The organism is Mycolicibacterium novocastrense, from assembly GCF_001499835.1.
In the GTDB taxonomy this organism is placed as follows: Bacteria; Actinomycetota; Actinomycetes; order Mycobacteriales; family Mycobacteriaceae; genus Mycobacterium; species Mycobacterium novocastrense.
The window spans coordinates 1-18,151 of the sequence record NZ_LQIH01000038.1; the positions used below are offsets into that span (position 1 = coordinate 1).

The window sequence follows — 18,151 nt, forward strand, 5'->3', positions numbered from 1 at the left end:
CCTCCAACCCGCGAGCGACCCCTCCAACCCCCGCGAGCGACCGTGTTTGTGCACCGACACGCCGCGTTCGGCCGTACAACGGCGGCCGCTCGCGCCGATTGAGTGCCCGCGACGGCTTGAGTGCCGCGACGGAGAGCGCCAACGTTAGGAGCGACGGTTCGCCGTCCCGCCGTCGTCGGCGAGGCTGGCGATCTCGCGGTCCCATGCCGCGTAACGCATCCGCCGCAGGCACGGCCGGCCGACGAGGACGAACATCGCCGCCACCGCAGTCACCGCGAGCCAGAACGAGATGGCTGCGACCGATGCGTCGACCCCGGCGCGCCACCACGGATCCAGCGGCTGCGCCCGTCGACCGTCCGGATAGACCGAGACGTCGATGGTCTGCCCCGCTTTCACTGGCCGGTCCCACCGGAAACGCTCGGTGTGCTGAACGCCGGCAAACCGCCAATTCGCCTGTACGACGGAGACATCGGTGCCTCGAAGCGTCGCGCTCGTGGCGGTGACCGTAGCGGTGACCGGGTAGCGGTGCTGGGCTTCTGCAACGTAGGCGCGGCCGCGTTCCTCGTGGATGGCCGTCGCCATGGCCCCGGCGACCGGTATGGCGATCAGCGAGGCCGTCACCGCCACCACCATCACGAGGGTCTCGACGCGATCGGTCCTCCGCACGAGCGGATTTCGACCGATGGCGTGGATCATCCGCCAGTGCCACCACCCGTGTTGGACCGTCTGCATCGTGCCTCCCTCAGACGTCAGGGGAATTGACCGAGGCCGCCCATCCAAACCTCTTTTCGCCCCTCCGCGAGCGGGCGCGTCCGCACACGACGCGCCGCCGAAAAGCAACACTTCGCGCACGCTCACCCGAAAGCGAAAGACCGGCATCGCTCCGCGCCGCCAGCAACCTGTTGCACCGGACCCCGTGAGCACGTCAGGAGCAGCACCGCGGCTGGCCCGAGGCCGCCGGCCATAAACGGCGCAGATTATTAAGAGATCCTGGCAAACATGATGTAACTTCAATCGACACACGATGCGGGGTTGGCCGCTGTCGAGGGGTTAATAGAGACGGTGGACGCGACACCATTCGGGCACTACCAGCTGCAGGAGTTGATCGGCCGCGGCGGTATGGGCGAGGTCTATCGCGCCTACGACACCAAGACCGACCGCATCGTCGCGCTGAAGGTGTTGCCGCCGTCCATGGCCGCCGACGAGGTCTTCCAACAGCGCTTCCGGCGCGAGTCGCAGGCCGCCGCCGGGCTCAACGACCCGCACGTCGTGCCGATCCACGGATTCGGCGAGATCGACGGCCGCCTCTACCTCGACATGCGCCTCATCGAGGGCCGCAACCTGGGCGCCATCCTCAAGGACGCCGGTAAACGCCCGCTCGATACGACGCTGGCGGTCAAGATCGTCGAACAGGTGGCGACGGCGCTCGACGCCGCGCACGCCCGCGGCCTGATTCACCGCGACATCAAGCCGTCGAACATCTTGGTCACCGAACGCCAATTCGTGTACCTCATCGACTTCGGCTTGGCCCGCAGCGCGGGTGAGAAGGGCTTGACCACCGCGGGCAGCACGCTCGGGACGATGGCCTATATGGCCCCCGAACGCTTCGAGGGCAAACCGGTCGATCAGACCGCCGACATCTACGCACTGGCCTGCGTGCTCTATGAGTGCCTGACCGGCGTTCGCCCGTATCCCGCCGACAGCCTCGAGCAGCAGATCGCCGGCCACATGAACAAGGACGTTCCGAAGCCGTCGGCGGTCGATCCGCGGTTGGCGGCCTTCGACGAGGTCATCGCCAAAGGCATGGCCAAGACGCCGGCCAAGCGCTACCAGAAGGCCGGCGACCTGGCCGACGCCGCCCGCCGAGCGCTCACCGCACCGGTGCGCACCGCGGGCAGCGGCAGACACCAGGCGCGACGGGCGCCGGCCAACGTCAGACGCGTGCCGCGCCGGGCGTTGGCGGTGGCGGCGTCGGTCGTGCTGGTCGCCGCGCTGGGCACGTTCGGCGTACTGCAGTGGCGGGGAGACGGTAGCGCCCGACCGGCCAGCATCGAGGAGACCACAGCCCCGCCGCCCGCCGCCGACGGCGCGGTGGCATCGATCGCGGCGACGGTGCCCGAGGACATCCGGTCGACGGGCAAGCTCGTCATCGGCGTCAACACCCCTTATGCGCCAAACGAATTCAAGGATGCCGACGGCCAGATCGTCGGCTTCGACGTCGATCTGATGAATGCGGTAGCCCGAACCCTTGGCCTGGTTCCCGAATACCGCGAAACCGCGTTCGAGGCGATCCTGCCGTCGGTGCGGGCCGGCGACTTCAACGTCGGCATGTCATCGGTCACCGACACCAAGGAGCGCGAGGAGGCGGTCGACTTCGTCACCTATTTCCAGGCGGGCACGCTGTGGGCGCAGCGGACCGGGTCCGGGTTCACTCCGGCCGACGCATGCGGGCTCCGTATCGGCGTGGCGTACGCGACCCTTCAGGAGACCGAGGAGGTTCCGGCGAAGAGCAAGGAGTGCGCGGCCGCCGGCTCGGCGCCGATCGACGAAGTCGTCTACGTGACGCAGGACGACCTCACCAAGGCGCTGATCAACGGTGAGGTCGACGTCATGGCCACGGACTCACCGGTCGCGGGATTCGCGATCAAGACCTCGGGCGGTGCGCTGGAGGCCGCCGGGGATGTGTTCAACTCCGCGCCCTACGGCTGGCCGGTGGCCAAGGGCTCCGGGCTGGCGGAGTCGCTGCGTCAGGCATTGGCGCATCTGATCTCCACCGGCGAGTACCGCACCATCGCCCTGATGTGGGGCGTCGAGAAGGGCATGATCTCCACGCCGCAGATCAACGGTGCGACCCGCTGACCTTTGGCCCTCGCAAGCCGGCGTGTAACCTGGAGATAGCCGTCTCCGGTCAGCAGCCATCTTTTCCACACGATGGATCTGCGTCTTGATACCGCGCGCCAGTCGACATCGGCCGCTGCGGAACGTAACGAAGGACTTGCTACATGCAGTCGAACGACCTGTTCTCACACCCTCAGAAGCCCGAGTTCACCTCGAACGAAGACCACTCCACCGAACCCGTCACCAATCCGGTGTTCTCCGACCGCCCTGAACGCGGTCCGTCCACACCCTCGGCATGAACGGCCTCACGGGGACGCGGCGGCTGGCCCGACCCGTCCGCCTCGTGCTCGCACGCAAACTCGGCTCCGACATCGACGGCGCGTGGTGGCCCCACACCGGATCGGTCGCCGGTGAACTACCCGAGCTGATCGAAACCCTGCACAAGACGCTCGGCGAGATCATCGACATCCGGGTGAACTGGGCGGCCACCGAAGGCACGCTTGACTACAACTCGATCCTGTCGAGCACCAGGACCAAGAGTCCCGGCCCGCGCCGGGCGCATCGACTGATGGTCGTCGCCGGACGCTCGGCGTCGGTGAAACTTCTTGTGATACCGCACATGACGACGCCCGCGCTCGGTGCGATGGTCATGCGGTGCGCGGCCGGCAGATCTTACGACGGCTCACCCGAATGTGCGCAGTGGAGCGAAGCCGCCGACACCGTCATCCGTGACGCGCAGTCCGACAGCGTGGCCTGGACGGCCAACGCCTGATCTTTCAGCGCACGACGATCGTGTGCTCGCCACGCGGCACGAGTTCGCCGATCACGGGCGCGCCCGGAATCTCCCCGGCGATCAGCAGACCACCCGACGTCTGCGCATCGGCGAGCAGCAATGCCTCATCTTCGTCGACGGCGGACAGGTCGACATGCGGTGCCACCCAGTCCAGATTGCGCCGGGTTCCGCCGCTGACATAGCCCTGCGCCAACGCATCTCGCGCGCCGTCGATGTAGGGCACCGCCGCGCTGTCGATGACCGCGGTGACGCCGCTGGCGCGGGCCAGCTTGTGCAGGTGGCCGAGCAATCCGAAACCCGTTATGTCGGTGGCGCATTCGGCACCGGCATCGACGGCGGCCCGCGCGGCGTCGGCGTTCAGCGTGGTCATCACCGCGATCGCTTCCGGGAACGTCTCACCGGTGTTCTTGTGCCGGCTGTTGAGAACCCCGACGCCCAGCGGCTTGGTCAACGACAGGGGGACACCGGGTTTGCCTGCGTCGTTGCGCAGCAACCGGTTCGGATCGGCGACACCGGTGACGGCCAGCCCGTACTTCGGTTCCGGATCGTCGACGCTGTGCCCGCCCGCCAAGTGGCAGCCCGCGGTCCCACACACATCCAGGCCGCCGCGCAACACCTCGCTGACCAACTCGAACGGCAACACATCGCGCGGCCAGCCCAGCAGATTCACCGCGACGACCGGACGCCCGCCCATCGCGTACACATCCGACAGCGCGTTGGTGGCCGCGATCCGGCCCCAGTCGTACGGGTCGTCGACCACCGGGGTGAAGAAGTCCGTCGTCGCGATCAGCGCCAGGCCACCGCCTGAACCGACGCCGCCGATGCGCACCGCCGCCGCGTCGTCGCCGTCGTCGAGGCCCACCAGCAGCTCGCCGACCGGATCGCGCGGCGCGGCGCCGGTCAGGCCACGGACGACGTCCTCGAGTTCACCGGGCGGGATCTTGCATGCGCAGCCACCGCCGTGGGCGTACTGGGTCAGTCGGTAGGTCATCTGCTCCGTCACAGCCTCCATGCTGCCTGGCATGATCGGGCGGTGGGTCAGGGAGGCGTATCCGGTCTGGTGACAGGCGCGGTCTTCAAAATCGCTGAGCGGCAGATTCTGTCGCTGGCGGGTTCGATTCCCGTCCGCCTCCGCCACCCATTCCGGTGATCAGCCGTCCCACACCACCAGGCCGTCGTCGCGGATCCGCGCGCCTTCGGACGGCTCGTGCGGCACCAACCGACCGTCGTGCATGAGGTGTTCGACCGGCACCGAGAACCGCAGCACCGCCACGTCGGCGACGATCCGCCGGTGGCAACGCCACCACACCGACTCGCTGCACATCATCGCGGTGCGCCCCTGTTTCGACTGCTCGATGAGCTCGGCCAACGCGTCGTGGAATTCCTCGGTGCGCGTATACGCGGCGTAGGCGGCGAACTGTTTGACCCGCCACCACGGATCCTCGGGTTCGGAGCCCGCGGGCAAGCTGCGGCGCCCGCCCAGGCGCTGCTCCCAGCGGTAGGCCAATCCGGCTTTCCCGGCCCACTCGGTGATCGCGGTCCTCTCGACGTCGGGGTTGTGTCTGCTGTTCGGATAGCGGCGAATGTCGACGAGCGCCTCGACCTCGGCCTCGCCCAGCAACCGCGCGAGGGCCGACCTGTCGAGCGCACCGTGACCCACCGACATCAACACACCACCGGTGTACCCGATCGAGGCCGTTGGGCCATGATGGCTTCATGCGAATTCGGTGCGCTTTGGTGCGCTGGCCGCAACAAAGTGCACACAAATCACGGGGGCGACGGTGACCGATCCGCGACGACGGGTGCCGCGCACCGACGCGCTGCTCGCCGATCCGCGCCTGGCCGAGGCCTCGCGGGTGCTGGGTCGAACGCTGGTGAAAACCGTTGTGGGACAGTCCCAACAACGCGCGCGGGCCGGTGAGATCGAGCCGGAGCAGGTCGCCGACGACGCGGTCGCCTCGCTGCCGACCAGCGCGGCCACGCTGCGGCCGGTCATCAACGCCACCGGGGTCGTCGTGCACACGAACCTGGGGCGGGCGCCGTTGTCACAGGCGGCGGTCGACGCGGTCGTCACCGCGAGCGGTGCCACCGACGTGGAGTTCGATCTGGAGACCGGGCGCCGGGCCCGGCGCGGACGCGGCGCGCTCGCGGCGTTGGCCCGTGCGGTTCCGACCGCCGGCGGCGTGCACGTGGTCAACAACAACGCCGCCGCCCTGCTGCTCACCGCGATGACGCTGGCCCCAGGCAAGGAGATCGTCGTCAGCCGCGGCGAGCTCATCGAGATCGGCGACGGCTTCCGCCTGCCCGAACTGATGGAGTCGACCGGTTCGCGCATCCGCGAGGTCGGCACCACCAACCGCACCCATCTGCGCGATTACGCCGACGCGCTGGAGCCCGACACGGGTTTCATCCTCAAGGTGCACCCGTCGAATTACTCGGTCAGTGGCTTCACCTCGACGGTCGGCGTACCCGAGCTCGCCGAACTCGTCCGGGGCGAGCGAAGCGACGGGAAGAAAGTCGTTCCGCTCGTCGCCGACATCGGCTCGGGCCTGCTCACCCCGCACCCGCTGCTGCCCGACGAGCCCGACGCCACCACGATGCTGCGCGACGGCGCCGACGTCGTCACCGCCAGCGGGGACAAGCTGCTCGGCGGGCCCCAGGCCGGCCTGCTGTTCGGCTCGGCGGACCTGATCGAGAGGCTGCGGCGCCATCCCGCGGCGCGGGCGCTGCGGGTCGACAAGCTGACCCTCGCCGCGCTGGAGGCCACGCTTGTCGGCCCGCCCCCGCCGGTCATGCAGGCGCTCGACGCCGACGTCTCCGACTTACGGATCCGCGCACAGAAACTCGCCGCACAGCTCCCGGGAGCCGAGGCCGTCGACTGCACGGCCGCGGTCGGCGGTGGCGGCGCACCCGACGTCGCGCTGCCCAGCGCCGCGATCAGCCTTCCGGAGTCCTACGCCGCCCCCCTGCGAACCGGCACACCCTCGGTGGTCGGACGGCTGGAGGGCGGTCGGTGCCTGCTGGACCTGCGCACGGTGGCACCCGACGACGACAGCCTGCTCGCCCAGGCGGTGCTGGCGTGTACGTCGTAGCGACCGCGGGCCACGTCGACCACGGCAAGTCCACGCTCGTCGAACGCCTCACCGGCATGTGGCCCGATCGGCTGGCCGAGGAGCAGCGGCGCGGCCTGACCATCGATCTGGGCTTCGCGTGGACCACGCTCGACGGGCGTGAGGTCGCGTTCGTCGACGTGCCCGGCCACGAGCGGTTCGTCGCGAACATGCTCGCCGGCGTCGGCCCCGTGCCCGCGATCATGTTCGTCGTCGCCGCGACGGAGGGCTGGATGCCCCAGTCCGACGAACATCTCGACGCGCTGCGGGCGCTCGGCGTCCGGCATCTGCTCGTGGTGATCAGCAAGTCCGACCTCGCCGACCCGGCGCCTGCTCTGGCGCAGGTGCGCGAGCGGCTGCCCGACGTTCCGGTGGTGCTCGGCGCGGACCTGGAAGCCGTTCGCGCCGCGGTGGTTTCGCTTGTCGACGGGCTGCCCCCACCCGACCGCGATGCCGACGTGCGGCTGTGGGTGGACCGGTCGTTCACCGTCCGCGGCGCGGGCACCGTGGTGACGGGGACGCTGGCGGCGGGCACGTTGCGTGTCGGCGACGAGCTCGAGCACGCGGGACGACGGGTGACGATTCGGGGCCTGCAGTCGCTCGGTCGGGATCGGCGAGAGGTCGGTGCCATCGCGCGGGTCGCGGTGAATGTGCGCGGTGTCGACCGCAGGCACATCGGTCGCGGCCACACCATCCGCACCCCGGGCGCATGGTTGGACACGGCCGAAATCGACGTTCTGCTAAGGGAATCCGGCGGATTACATCGGCAGCTCGTGCTGCACGTCGGGTCGGCGGCCGTCCCAGTGCACGTGCGGCCGCTCGGGGAGGCGGGTGCGCGGCTTCGGCTGACGCGTCCGCTGCCGCTGCGAGTGGGTGACATCGGGTTGTTACGTGACCCCGGCGAGCATCGGATCGCCGCGGGTGTCGAGGTGCTCGACGTGCGGCCACCCGCACTGCGCCGTCGCGGTGCGGCACGCGAGCGCGGTGAGGAACTGGCCACCGGACATGTGCGTCCACCACCTTGTGTCCGGATAACGGAGTTGCGCGCCATGGGATTTGACGCCGACGGCACCCGCATCGGGGAGTGGGTGGTCGACAACGACTGGTGGACTCGGCGTCGCCACCAGATGACCGCGGCGCTCGACGACTGGACGGCCGGGCACGATATCGCGGCGGGAATGCCGTTGGAAGCTCTTCGGCAGCAGGCCGGTCTGCCCGCCGCCGAACTGCTGCTCGCGCTGTTGGAGGGCACCGGGCTTCAGGTGGCCGACGGGATGGTGCGACGCCCGGACGCGGAGTTGCCCGCGCGCGTCGACAAGGCGGTGCGCACGGTGGAGGAGTGGTTGGCGGCCGAGCCGTTTCAAGCACCGGAGGCCGACGAACTCGCCGACCTGAACCTGGGACCGCGCGAACTCGCGGCGGCGATCCGCGCCGGACGGCTCACCAGGATCGCCGACGGCGTGGTCCTCGGCCCCGATGCCGTCGACCGCGCGGGCGAGATCCTCGCGGCGCTGCCGCAACCGTTCACCGTCGCCGAAGCCAAGCGCGCGCTGAGCACCACCCGGCGGGTCGCGGTGCCGCTGCTCGAACACCTCGACGCTCGAAAGATCACCCGGCGGGGCGCCGACGGCACCCGAACGCTGCTTCCGCAGCAGCGCTGAATCAGCAACCCCACTGGCTCCACCAGCCCCACTGGCCTCTGGTGGGTTCAACATCGCAAGTGCCCGCCTCAGAGCGAATTATTCGCTCCCAGCGAATAATTCGCTGAGAGCCGGGCACTCGCCAAAGGCTCCCTGCCAGGGACTGATGAGGCAACTGTGACTACGGGGACTTGCGGGACGACCGCACGCGTCGTACAGGCCAAGCGCTCGTTCGCGTCACAACCCCAGTTCGCTCAGACCCGGATGGTCGGCAGGCCGCGGGCCGGAGCGGTCCCAGTGGAACAACCGCTGCTCTTCGCTGATCGGCACATCGTTGATGCTGGCGTGGCGGGTCTTCATCAGCCCGTCGGCGGCGAACTCCCAGTTCTCGTTGCCGTACGCCCGGAACCACCGACCCTGGGCATCGTGGTATTCGTAGGCGAACCGGACCGCGATGCGGTCGTCGCCGTAGGCCCAGAGTTCCTTGATCAGCCGATACTCGAGTTCTTTCTGCCATTTGTCGGTCAGGAACTCGATGATCTGTTCGCGGCCCTGAAGAAAGGTCGACCGGTTGCGCCACTGACTGTCCGGTGTGTACCCCTTCGCGACGCGTGCGGGATCGCGGGTATTCCAGTTGTCCTCTGCGCCACGGACTTTAGCGACAGCGGTCACGTGGCTGAACGGCGGCACCAGCGGCGTCGTGCTCATTCGCGTGTCCTTTCCTGCGCCCGTCCCGTGGCTTTACGTACAGAACCGTACGCTCGGCCCGACATTCCCGCGATCGGCTAGCGTTCGGCCTTGATCGCCTGCGCCAAACTGAACTGCCACCGCTCGACCAGCCGGAAGCCCATATCGTGGCTGACCGCGAACGCTCGCGTCCCGCCGAACAACGGGCCCGGGGGAATCGCCACGCCCTCTTCGTGTTCGGGGGCGCCGGGGTCGGCCTGTGTGATGATCCAGACGACGGCGCAGTGTTCGAGCGGTCCGACCGAGGCCTCGGGAATCAGGTTCGTGTCGAACACGTCGCGGCGGTCGGCGGCGCGCTGCCACAGGCTGACGTCGACCAGGCCGGCGTAGGCGTCGGGACGCGCGGCCATCAGCGGTCGCATCGGCGCGGGGTGGAAGGTGACGGTGTCATTGACCAGCAGGCAGTCACCGGCGGCGGCCTTGGTCGAGATCAGGTCGGCAACCGGGCTGTAGTCCATGTCGTACTTCGCGTACGGACCGCGTTGTACGGCAACGAAAGTGGGCGCCGCAACCACGGCGAACACCACCACGACGGCCGTCGCCACCCACCCCGGACGTGCCACCGCCATGACGCAGACGCCCAGCAGCAGTGCCATCGCGGGTGCGGTGAAACACAGATACCGCGGGGTGTAGAGCGGTTCGCGAACCGCCGAGTACGCCACGATCAACGTCGTCGGGATCACCAGCCAGGCGACGGCCAGCACGACAGCCTCCCGTTCCCCGACACTGGGTCGCCTCGCGAAAAACCACACCCCGATCGCCGCGAGCACCACCGCCGCCGACAGCGCCGCGAAGTACGGGTTACGGTCGAAATACTGTTGGACGGCAACGTCTTCGAACGTGCGCGTACCGATCGGCGTGATCCAGCTGATCTGCTGGGCCTGCCCGGCGACCACGGCGACAAACGGAGCCATCACCGCGACGCCCGCACCCGACGCGATCGTAAACGGCAGCACCACCGCCCGGCGGCGCCGGAACGCCAGCACGAACACCGCGTGTGCGGGAACCAGCAGCGCCAGGTAGACGTCGAACAGAATCGACACGGCCAGCACAGCACCGTATGCCGCCCACACCCAACGTGATTCGCGTCCCGCGGCCCACACCAGCAGCACTGCCAGCCAGACCGCGAGCATCATCGTCAGCGCGTACGGACGCGCCTCGATGCCCGCCCACGTCGCCCGGGGCAGGATGGCGCACAGGACACCGGCCACCACCCCGACCGCCCGCGACGACAGCTGCCGGCCCAGCACCACCACACCCGCCGCGGCGGCGCCGACAGCCAGGCCACTGGGCACCCGCGACCAGAACTCGGTCGGCGGCACGACAGAGAACCAGCCGTGCATCAGCACGTAGTACAGGCCGTGGACGGCGTCGACGTCGCCGAGCATCTGCCACAGCGCAGGCAGCGGCCGGCTGTAGGACGCCGAGATCGTGGCGGCCTCGTCGTACCAGAACGACGGTCTTCCGGCGCCCGCGAGGCTCACCGCGGCGCCGAGAATGCCGACGAGCAGCGGTTCCAGCCGCGCGAGCCGGCCGCGGGCGGAGACGTCTACCAGACGCGGATCCAGTCGATGAGCATCACCGACGGATACGGCGCCCGACGCGGATCGCCGCCGCCCGAACCGCCGACCGCCAGATTGAAGATGGCCTGCAGCCAGTAGCCGGGTTTACCGAACGGCCACCGCAGGTCGCCGGGACGGCCGTGGACCGGGATCGGCTTGGCCGGAACGGTGAAGTAGGGCTCGGCGCCATCGACGTAGTCACGCCAGAAGCGGAAACCGTCCTCGCTCCACTCGGTGCGCCAGCTGTGCCATGCGGGATCCACCAGCTGCGGAATCGACATCCCCTCCCACGTCTTGCCGTTGGAGGCGGCGTGGACGGTGGTTCCGGGTGGCCAGGACTCGTTGCCGTAGTACTCGACGATGTCGACCTCGCCGTCCGGCAGCGGATCCTGGTTCAGCAACCAGTAGGCCGGCCACAGACCCGGGTGCATGCAGTCCAACTTGATCCGCGCTTCCCAGGTCGTGCCGATCTGGCCCCGGAAGTGGCTGAGCACCTTGCCGCTGAAGTACTGGTCGCCTTCCTGGGTGGCGCACAACACGAGGTTGGAGTTGCCGTCGACGAACACGTTGCGTCGGTCGTCGCGGTAGTGGCCCGCGATCGGCGGGTTCACCGGGTCGTCCCAGGACTGGATGATCCACTTGGACGGGTCAGGTGCGGAACCGGCGGGTCCGTCGAACTCGTCGACGAACAGATAGCCGCCTGTCGCCGCGTCCGGTGGCGGCTGCGCCGGCGGCGACGGCCGTACCGGCGAGGCGTTGGCCAGCGGCGAGGGTAGTGCGGCCGCGCCCACGGCGGCGGCTCCGGTCATCATCATCAGGGTGCGACGGTCGATTTCGGCCACAGCAGCACCATAGAGGGTGCAAACCATGATCGGGTCGAGTTGCCGCCACCGTGGTGCCCGACGCGGACGTCAATTGAGGACGCCCACGGGTGACATATCCATCTGACTAGGCGCAACGCCGACGTAAGTCGGCTTCGTGGCAACTGCACCCGCAACGCGGTTTGATGGGAGTCGCGTCGGGTAAGGAGGCACTGTGGACCTCAAGGGGTTGTTCCAGTCGTGGCCGGTGTACCGCCAGCTCACGGGTCCGGACCGGTTGGGGCGCGGCCACGCCGCCCAGTCCAAGCGCTCGGTCGAGTTGACCCCGCGCACCGTCGACGCCGACCGGGTCGCGTACTCCGTATGCCCGTACTGCGCGGTCGGGTGCGCGCAGAAGGTGTACGTCAAGGATGAGAAGGTCATCCAGATCGAGGGCAACCCCGACAGTCCGGTCTCGCGAGGCCGCCTGTGCCCCAAGGGATCTGCGAGCAAGCAGCTCGTCACCGGCCCGCAACGGCTGACCAAGGTGCGCTACCGCCCGCCGTACGCCACCGAGTGGCAGGAGATCGATCTCGACACCGCGATGGACATGGTCGCCGACCGGGTCCTCGACGCGCGGGAGAAGGGCTGGCAGCAGTTCGACGCCGACCGCAACACGCTGCGCCGCACCATGGGCATCGCGAGCCTGGGCGGAGCGACGCTGGACAACGAAGAGAACTACCTGATCAAGAAGCTGTTCACCGCCTTGGGAGCGTTACAGATCGAGAACCAGGCGCGTATTTGACACAGCGCCACGGTTCCCGGTCTGGGAGCCTCCTTCGGTCGCGGCGGGGCGACGGATTACCAGCAGGATCTCGCCAACTCGGACTTCATCGTGATCATGGGGTCGAACATGGCCGAAGCCCATCCCGTCGGTTTCCAGTGGGTGGTCGAGGCCAAGGCGCGCGGCGCCAAGGTCGTGCACATCGACCCGCGGTTCACCCGTACCAGCGCGCTGGCCGATCGGCACCTCACGCTGCGGGCGGGCAGTGACATCGCCTTCCTCGGCGGCGTCATCAACTACATCCTGAGCAACGACCTCGACTTCCGCGAATACGTCACCGCCTACACCAACGCCTCGTTCATCGTCGACGAGCGGTTCCGCGACGCCGAGGATCTCGACGGGTTGTTCTCCGGCTACGACGACGAAACCGCCTCCTACAACCCGTCGACGTGGCAGTACGAGCGGACGGACCGCGAAGGCGGCGGGTCCGGAGCCAAGGAGCAGGCCGCGTCGGAGCAGCAGGGATCGGGCGGCGCGCCGATCGACGACACCGCGCAGATGCTCCCGAGCGATCCGACGTTGCAGCATCCGCGCTGCGTGTTCCAGATCCTCAAACGGCACTACGCCCGCTACACCCCGGAGATGGTGGAGCGGATCTGCGGTGTGTCCGCCGAGGACTTCCTGGACATCGCGCGGGCGTGGGCCGAGAACTCCGGGCGCGACCGGACCGGCGCGCTGGTGTACAGCGTCGGGTGGACCCAGCACACGATGGGCTCGCAGTTCATCCGTGCCGGCGCGATCATCCAACTGCTGCTGGGCAACATCGGCAGACCGGGCGGGGGCGTGTTCGCGCTGCGCGGGCACGCCAGCATCCAGGGCTCGACCGACGTGCCGACGCTGTTCAACCTGCTGCCCGGGTACCTCGCGATGCCGCACGCCGGTCAGGAAACCTTGCAGCAGTACGTCGACGACATCCGCGGCCGCAACCAGAAAGGCTTCTGGCACAACGCCGATACCTACATGGTGTCGCTGCTCAAGGAGTACTGGGGCGAACACGCGACCGCCGACAACGACTTCTGCTTCGACTACCTGCCCCGCATCAACGGCGACCACGGCACCTACCGCACGGTGATGGACATGGTCGACGGCAACGTGTTCGGCTACTTCCTGCTGGGGCAGAACCCGGCGGTCGGGTCGGCGCACGGACGGTTGCAGCGCCTCGGCATGGCCAACCTGGACTGGCTGGTCGTGCGCGACCTGGTCGAGATCGAGAGCGCGACGTTCTGGAAGAACGCCCCGGAGATCGAGACCGGCGAGATCGACCCGGAAACCTGCCGCACCGAGGTGTTCCTGTTCCCCGCCGCCTCGCACGTCGAGAAGTCCGGAACATTCACCCAGACGCAGCGCAAGCTGCAGTGGCGCGAACAGGCGGTCGAACCGTCCGGCGACGCCCGATCCGAGCTGTGGTTCTTCTACCACCTGGGTCGGATTCTGCGCGAAAAGCTTGCCGGCTCAACCGATGAACGGGACCGGCCGGTGCTGGACCTGTCGTGGGACTACCGACTGGACGGTGACGAGCCGTCAGCCGACGACGTGCTCCGGCGCATCAGCGGCGTCGACCTGACGACGGGTCGCGCCGTCGACAACTATCTCTCGTTGAAGGCCGACGGCTCGACGATGTGTGGATGTTGGATCTACAGCGGCGTCTACGCCGACGAGGTCAACCAGGCGGCCCGGCGGGAGCCGCACGACGACTCCCAATGGGGTTGGGTGTGGCCGATGAACCGCCGCGTGCTCTACAACCGCGCCTCTGCCGACCCACAGGGCAGGCCGTGGAGTGAGCGCAAGAAGCTGGTCTGGTGGGATGCCGACAAAGAGGAGTGGACGGGCTACGACGTCCCGGACTTCGAGAAGAACAAGCCGCCGGATTACGAACCGCCCTCTGACGCAGTGGGTGTCGACGCGCTGAGTGGTGTCGACGCGTTCGTCATGCAGGCCGACGGCAAGGGATGGCTGTTCGCGCCCAACGGGGTGCTCGACGGTCCGTTGCCGACGCACTACGAACCGCACGAGTCGCCGATGGCCAATGCGCTCTACAGGCAGCAGGGCAACCCGGCGCGCAAGGTGTACGGGCGCGCGGACAACCCGTCGAACCCGTCACCGCCGGAGTTGCACGGCGACGTGTTCCCCTACGTCTTCACCGCCGCACGGCTCACCGAGCACCACACGGCCGGCGGGATGAGCCGCCAACTGCCGTACCTGTCCGAGCTGCAGCCGGGCCTGTTCGTCGAGGTGTCACCGGAACTGGCGGCCGAACGCGGTCTGGCACATATGGAATGGGCGCACGTGGTGACCAGCCGCTCGGCGGTCGACGCGCGGGTGTTCGTGACCGATCGGATGCGGCCGCTGCGGGTCGAGGACCGGGTGGTGCATCAGGTGTGGATGCCGTACCACTGGGGCAGCGTCGGGCTGATCGACGGAGACGTCGTCAACGACCTGCTCGGTGTGGTGGCCGATCCCAACGTGTTCATTCAGGAGAGCAAGGTCGCCACGTGTGACATCCAGCCGGGGCGGCGGCCGCGGGGACCGGCGCTGCTGCAATACATCGCGATGTACCGCGAGCGTGCGCGCATCACGCCCGAGACGGGTACCAACCTGGACACCACTGGGCCCTCGGAAGACCACACCGAGGAGCAGCCATGAGCCACAACAGCTTCTACGGCCCCCTCGACGACGTGGCCGCCGATGCGGGGTACGGCCAACACCCGCCGCGGATGGGCTTTTTCACCGACACGTCGGTGTGCATCGGCTGTAAGGCGTGCGAGGTCGCGTGCAAGGAGTGGAACGAGGTTCCGGTCTCCGGGGATGGGGACGGTTACAACTTGCTGGGCATGTCGTTCGACAACACCGGTGAGCTGGGCGCGAATTCGTGGCGGCACGTCGCGTTCATCGAGCAGCCCTCGCGGGAACGCGTCGACCTGGGCATGCCCGGCTTCGAGCGGCCCGGTGACACGATGAGCGCCGAGACCCGCCAGGACTTCCGTTGGTTGATGAGCAGCGATGTTTGCAAGCACTGCACCCACGCCGGGTGCCTCGATGTGTGCCCGACCGGCGCGCTGTTTCGCACCGAGTTCGGGACCGTCGTTGTGCAGCAGGACATCTGCAACGGCTGCGGATACTGCGTGTCGGGCTGCCCGTACGGGGTGATCGAGCGGCGGGAGGGCGACGGCCGTGCCTGGAAGTGCACGCTGTGCTACGACCGGCTGCGCGACGGGCTGGAGCCGGCCTGCGCGAAGGCGTGCCCGACGGACTCCATCCAGTTCGGCGTGCTCGACGAACTGCGTGAACGAGCGGCCCTGCGTGTCAACGAGTTACACGAACGCGGCATCACCGAGGCGCGGCTGTACGGCGAGGATCCCAACGACGGTGTCGGCGGCGACGGCGCGTTCTTCCTACTGCTCGACGAACCCGAGGTGTACGGGCTGCCACCGGACCCGGTGGTGCCGACACGCGACATGGGCGCGATGTGGCGCTACGCGGGAATGGCGGCGACGGCGATGGTCGGTATCGCGGTGTCCTCGTTCTTCGGAAGGCGGAACTGATGCCCCGCGAACAACTCGCCGTGCCGAAGGCCGAGTTCCGCTCCTACTACGGCAAACAGATCCTCAAGAGCCCGGTATGGGACTGGCGGATCGCGGCGTACCTGTTCTGCGGCGGGCTGTCCGGCGGCTCGGCGATGCTCGCGGCGGGAGCGGACCTGACGGGGCGGACCGAGCTGCGCAAGGTGACCCGAATCGGTTCGCTGGTCAGCATTTTGGCGAGCCTGTACTTCCTGATCGCCGACTTGGGGCGACCGGAGCGGTTCCATCACATGCTGCGGGTGGCCAAGCCGAGCTCGCCGATGAGCATGGGGACATGGATCCTCTCGGCGTACGGCCCGGGCTCGGGCGTGATTGCGGTAGCCGAGCTGATGCCGCGTCGGCTGCGCCGCACAGCGGTGGGCCGCCTGGTGGAACGGGCCGCGCGACCAGCTGGGCTGTGGGCGGCGGGAACGGCCCCTGCAGTGGCGTCGTACACGGCAGTTCTGTTGTCGCAGACGGCGGTTCCGGCATGGCGGGAGGCCCACCCGTATCTGCCGTTCGTGTTCACGGGTTCGGCGGCGGCCAGCGGCGCCGGGCTCGGGATGTTGCTGGCGCCATACGACGAGACCGGTCCGGCGCGGCGGATGGCAGTGCTGGGCGCGGGTATGGAGGTGGCGGCGTCGCGGGTGATGGAGCGGCGGCTGGGCGTGGAAGGCGAGGCGTACACCACGGGACGGCCGCACCGGTTGCGTCAGGCAGCGGAGGTGCTGACCGTAGGGGGAGCCGTCGGTGCGGCGCTCGGGCGCAACCGGGCGGCGATGGTCGCGTCGGGGGCGGCGCTGCTCGTGGGCAGTGCGCTGCAGCGGTTCGGGGTGTTCGAGGCGGGCGTGGCGTCGACGCGTGACCCGAGGTACGTCGTCGTCCCGCAGCGGGAGCGGGTGGATGCCCGCGAGCGCCTACGCACGAGATAGCACTGAGGGCTGTTCGCGACCGACCACGACCCTGAGTGCAATCTCGCCCCTTGCACCATGAACAACATCCATCCGACCGGCTGCTCCGTCGGATACCGTGTCCGTCCATGACCGTACCGACCACCGAAGCGCAACCGCCGCGGTCGACTCCTTGCCCAGACCAGGCGGGCGGTGTGGAACACGATCCGTGGCTCGTCGGGCAACCTCGTCGAGTGGTACGACGTCTACATCTACACGGTGTTCGCCTCGTACTTCGAAGCGCAGTTCTTCGACGAGTCCGAGAAGAACTCGACGGTGTACGTGTATGCGATCTTCGCGGTCACCTTCGTGATGCGCCCCGTCGGGTCGTGGTTCTTCGGACGGTTCGCCGACCGGCGGGGCCGGCGCGCAGCGCTGACGGTCAGTGTGTCGCTGATGGCGTTCTGTTCGATGGTGATCGCGTTGGTGCCATCGCAGGCGACGATCGGGGTCGCCGCGCCGATCGTCCTCGTGCTCGCCCGCCTCGTACAGGGATTCGCGACCGGGGGTGAGTACGGCACGTCGGCGACCTACATGTCCGAGGCCGCGACCCGCGAGCGCCGCGGCTTCTTCTCGAGCTTCCAGTACGTCACGCTGGTGGGCGGACATGTGCTGGCGCAGTTCACGTTATTGGTGCTCGACGCGTTCCTCAGTGAGGACCAGCTGCACGACTTCGGCTGGCGCATCGGGTTCGCGATCGGTGGGGTCGCGGCGGTGGTGGTGTTCTGGCTGCGCCGCACCATGGACGAGTCGCTGTCCGAGGACGTCATCGAGGCGACCAAAGCCGGCGAGGACAAGGGCGCCGGCTCCATGCGCGAGTTGTTCACCCGCTACTGGCAACCGCTGCTGCTGTGCTTCCTGATCACCATGGGCGGCACCGTCGCGTTCTACACCTACAGCGTCAACGCGCCGGCGATCGTGAAGACCGCTTACAAGGGCGAAGGTATGACGGGCACGTGGATCAATCTGGTCGGCCTGATCTTCCTGATGTTGCTGCAGCCGGTCGGCGGGATGATCAGCGACAAGGTCGGACGCAAACCGTTGCTGCTGTGGTTCGGCTTCGGCGGGCTGGTCTACACCTACATCCTGATCACGTACCTGCCCGAAACACGTTCGCCGCTAACCTCTTTCCTGTTGGTGGCGGTCGGATACATCATCCTCACCGGCTACACCTCGATCAACGCGCTGGTCAAGTCGGAGCTGTTCCCGGTGCACGTTCGGGCGCTCGGAGTGGGTGTGGGCTACGCGTTGGCGAACTCGATGTTCGGTGGCACGGCGCCGTTGATCTACCAGGCGCTCAAGGAACG

At 68.2% G+C, this 18,151-nt stretch carries 15 protein-coding genes and 1 tRNA gene; 10 read left to right on the forward strand and 6 right to left on the reverse strand.

Annotated elements, in window-relative coordinates; all coding sequences use genetic code 11:
- Nucleotides 1-144 precede the first annotated feature (144 nt).
- Nucleotides 145-732 carry an Rv1733c family protein gene (locus AU072_RS21395; RefSeq protein WP_064415640.1) on the reverse strand — a complete coding sequence of 196 codons (588 nt, stop codon included), beginning with the start codon at nt 730-732 and terminating at the stop codon, nt 145-147.
- A gap of 330 nt (nt 733-1,062) precedes the next feature.
- On the opposite strand from AU072_RS21395, the gene stpK7 reads away from it, so the two are divergent.
- The 3 genes from stpK7 to AU072_RS21405 all read left to right on the forward strand — a co-directional run bounded on the left by stpK7 (nt 1,063) and on the right by AU072_RS21405 (nt 3,610).
- Nucleotides 1,063-2,859 (forward strand): serine/threonine protein kinase StpK7, encoded by a 1,797-nt coding sequence (stpK7, locus tag AU072_RS21400; RefSeq protein WP_064415641.1) that lies wholly within the window; start codon nt 1,063-1,065, stop codon nt 2,857-2,859.
- Between the two features lie 143 nt (nt 2,860-3,002).
- Nucleotides 3,003-3,137, forward strand: a complete 135-nt coding sequence (locus tag AU072_RS28825) for a hypothetical protein (RefSeq protein ID WP_263987696.1) — start codon at nt 3,003-3,005, stop codon at nt 3,135-3,137.
- On the forward strand, nt 3,134-3,610 hold the full coding sequence (locus AU072_RS21405; RefSeq protein WP_064415642.1) for a DUF5994 family protein: 477 nt from the start codon (nt 3,134-3,136) through the stop codon (nt 3,608-3,610). Before AU072_RS28825 ends, AU072_RS21405 begins: the two co-directional genes overlap by 4 nt.
- A gap of 4 nt (nt 3,611-3,614) precedes the next feature.
- Here the strand turns inward: AU072_RS21405 and selD are convergent, their stop codons facing one another.
- The gene (selD, locus tag AU072_RS21410; protein ID WP_064415653.1) at nt 3,615-4,622 is read right to left on the reverse strand and encodes a selenide, water dikinase SelD; all 1,008 of its coding nucleotides are present in this window, start codon (nt 4,620-4,622) and stop codon (nt 3,615-3,617) included.
- Nucleotides 4,623-4,673: 51 nt separating this feature from the next.
- On the opposite strand from selD, the gene AU072_RS21415 reads away from it, so the two are divergent.
- Nucleotides 4,674-4,768, forward strand: a tRNA-Sec gene (locus tag AU072_RS21415).
- 13 nt (nt 4,769-4,781) lie between these two features.
- Here the strand turns inward: AU072_RS21415 and AU072_RS21420 are convergent.
- Complete coding sequence (locus AU072_RS21420; RefSeq protein WP_064415643.1) at nt 4,782-5,303, reverse strand: DUF488 domain-containing protein; 522 nt, start codon at nt 5,301-5,303, stop codon at nt 4,782-4,784.
- A gap of 109 nt (nt 5,304-5,412) precedes the next feature.
- On the opposite strand from AU072_RS21420, the gene selA reads away from it, so the two are divergent.
- Both selA and AU072_RS21430 read left to right on the forward strand, forming a co-directional pair.
- Entirely contained in the window at nt 5,413-6,723 is a 1,311-nt protein-coding gene (selA, locus tag AU072_RS21425; protein ID WP_064415644.1) for an L-seryl-tRNA(Sec) selenium transferase, read from the forward strand.
- Nucleotides 6,711-8,402 (forward strand): selenocysteine-specific translation elongation factor, encoded by a 1,692-nt coding sequence (locus tag AU072_RS21430; RefSeq protein ID WP_064415645.1) that lies wholly within the window; start codon nt 6,711-6,713, stop codon nt 8,400-8,402. Before selA ends, AU072_RS21430 begins: the two co-directional genes overlap by 13 nt.
- Before the next feature lie 216 nt (nt 8,403-8,618).
- Here the strand turns inward: AU072_RS21430 and AU072_RS21435 are convergent, their stop codons facing one another.
- From AU072_RS21435 to AU072_RS21445, 3 genes are all read right to left on the reverse strand, one after another.
- Nucleotides 8,619-9,089: a nuclear transport factor 2 family protein gene (locus AU072_RS21435; RefSeq protein ID WP_064415646.1), complete on the reverse strand. Its 471-nt coding sequence runs from the start codon at nt 9,087-9,089 to the stop codon at nt 8,619-8,621.
- Between the two features lie 77 nt (nt 9,090-9,166).
- Complete coding sequence (locus AU072_RS21440) at nt 9,167-10,684, reverse strand: glycosyltransferase family 39 protein (protein WP_064415647.1); 1,518 nt, start codon at nt 10,682-10,684, stop codon at nt 9,167-9,169.
- A complete protein-coding gene (locus tag AU072_RS21445; RefSeq protein WP_064415654.1) occupies nt 10,678-11,523 on the reverse strand; it encodes a glycoside hydrolase family 16 protein in 846 nt (281 codons plus the stop codon). The genes AU072_RS21440 and AU072_RS21445 overlap by 7 nt, the downstream gene beginning before the upstream one ends.
- A gap of 202 nt (nt 11,524-11,725) precedes the next feature.
- Here AU072_RS21445 and fdh point away from each other — a divergent pair, with 202 nt between their 5' ends.
- The 4 genes from fdh to AU072_RS21470 all read left to right on the forward strand — a co-directional run.
- On the forward strand, nt 11,726-14,977 hold the full coding sequence (fdh, locus tag AU072_RS21455; protein WP_120271089.1) for a formate dehydrogenase: 3,252 nt from the start codon (nt 11,726-11,728) through the stop codon (nt 14,975-14,977).
- Nucleotides 14,974-15,876, forward strand: coding sequence for a 4Fe-4S dicluster domain-containing protein (locus AU072_RS21460; RefSeq protein WP_064415650.1), 903 nt, complete (start codon nt 14,974-14,976; stop codon nt 15,874-15,876). The genes fdh and AU072_RS21460 overlap by 4 nt, the downstream gene beginning before the upstream one ends.
- Nucleotides 15,876-16,826 carry an NrfD/PsrC family molybdoenzyme membrane anchor subunit gene (gene nrfD / locus AU072_RS21465; RefSeq protein ID WP_064415651.1) on the forward strand — a complete coding sequence of 317 codons (951 nt, stop codon included), beginning with the start codon at nt 15,876-15,878 and terminating at the stop codon, nt 16,824-16,826. Before AU072_RS21460 ends, nrfD begins: the two co-directional genes overlap by 1 nt.
- A 171-nt stretch (nt 16,827-16,997) precedes the next feature.
- Nucleotides 16,998-18,151: MFS transporter (locus tag AU072_RS21470; RefSeq protein WP_064415652.1), on the forward strand; the 1,154-nt coding region annotated here is incomplete at its 3' end.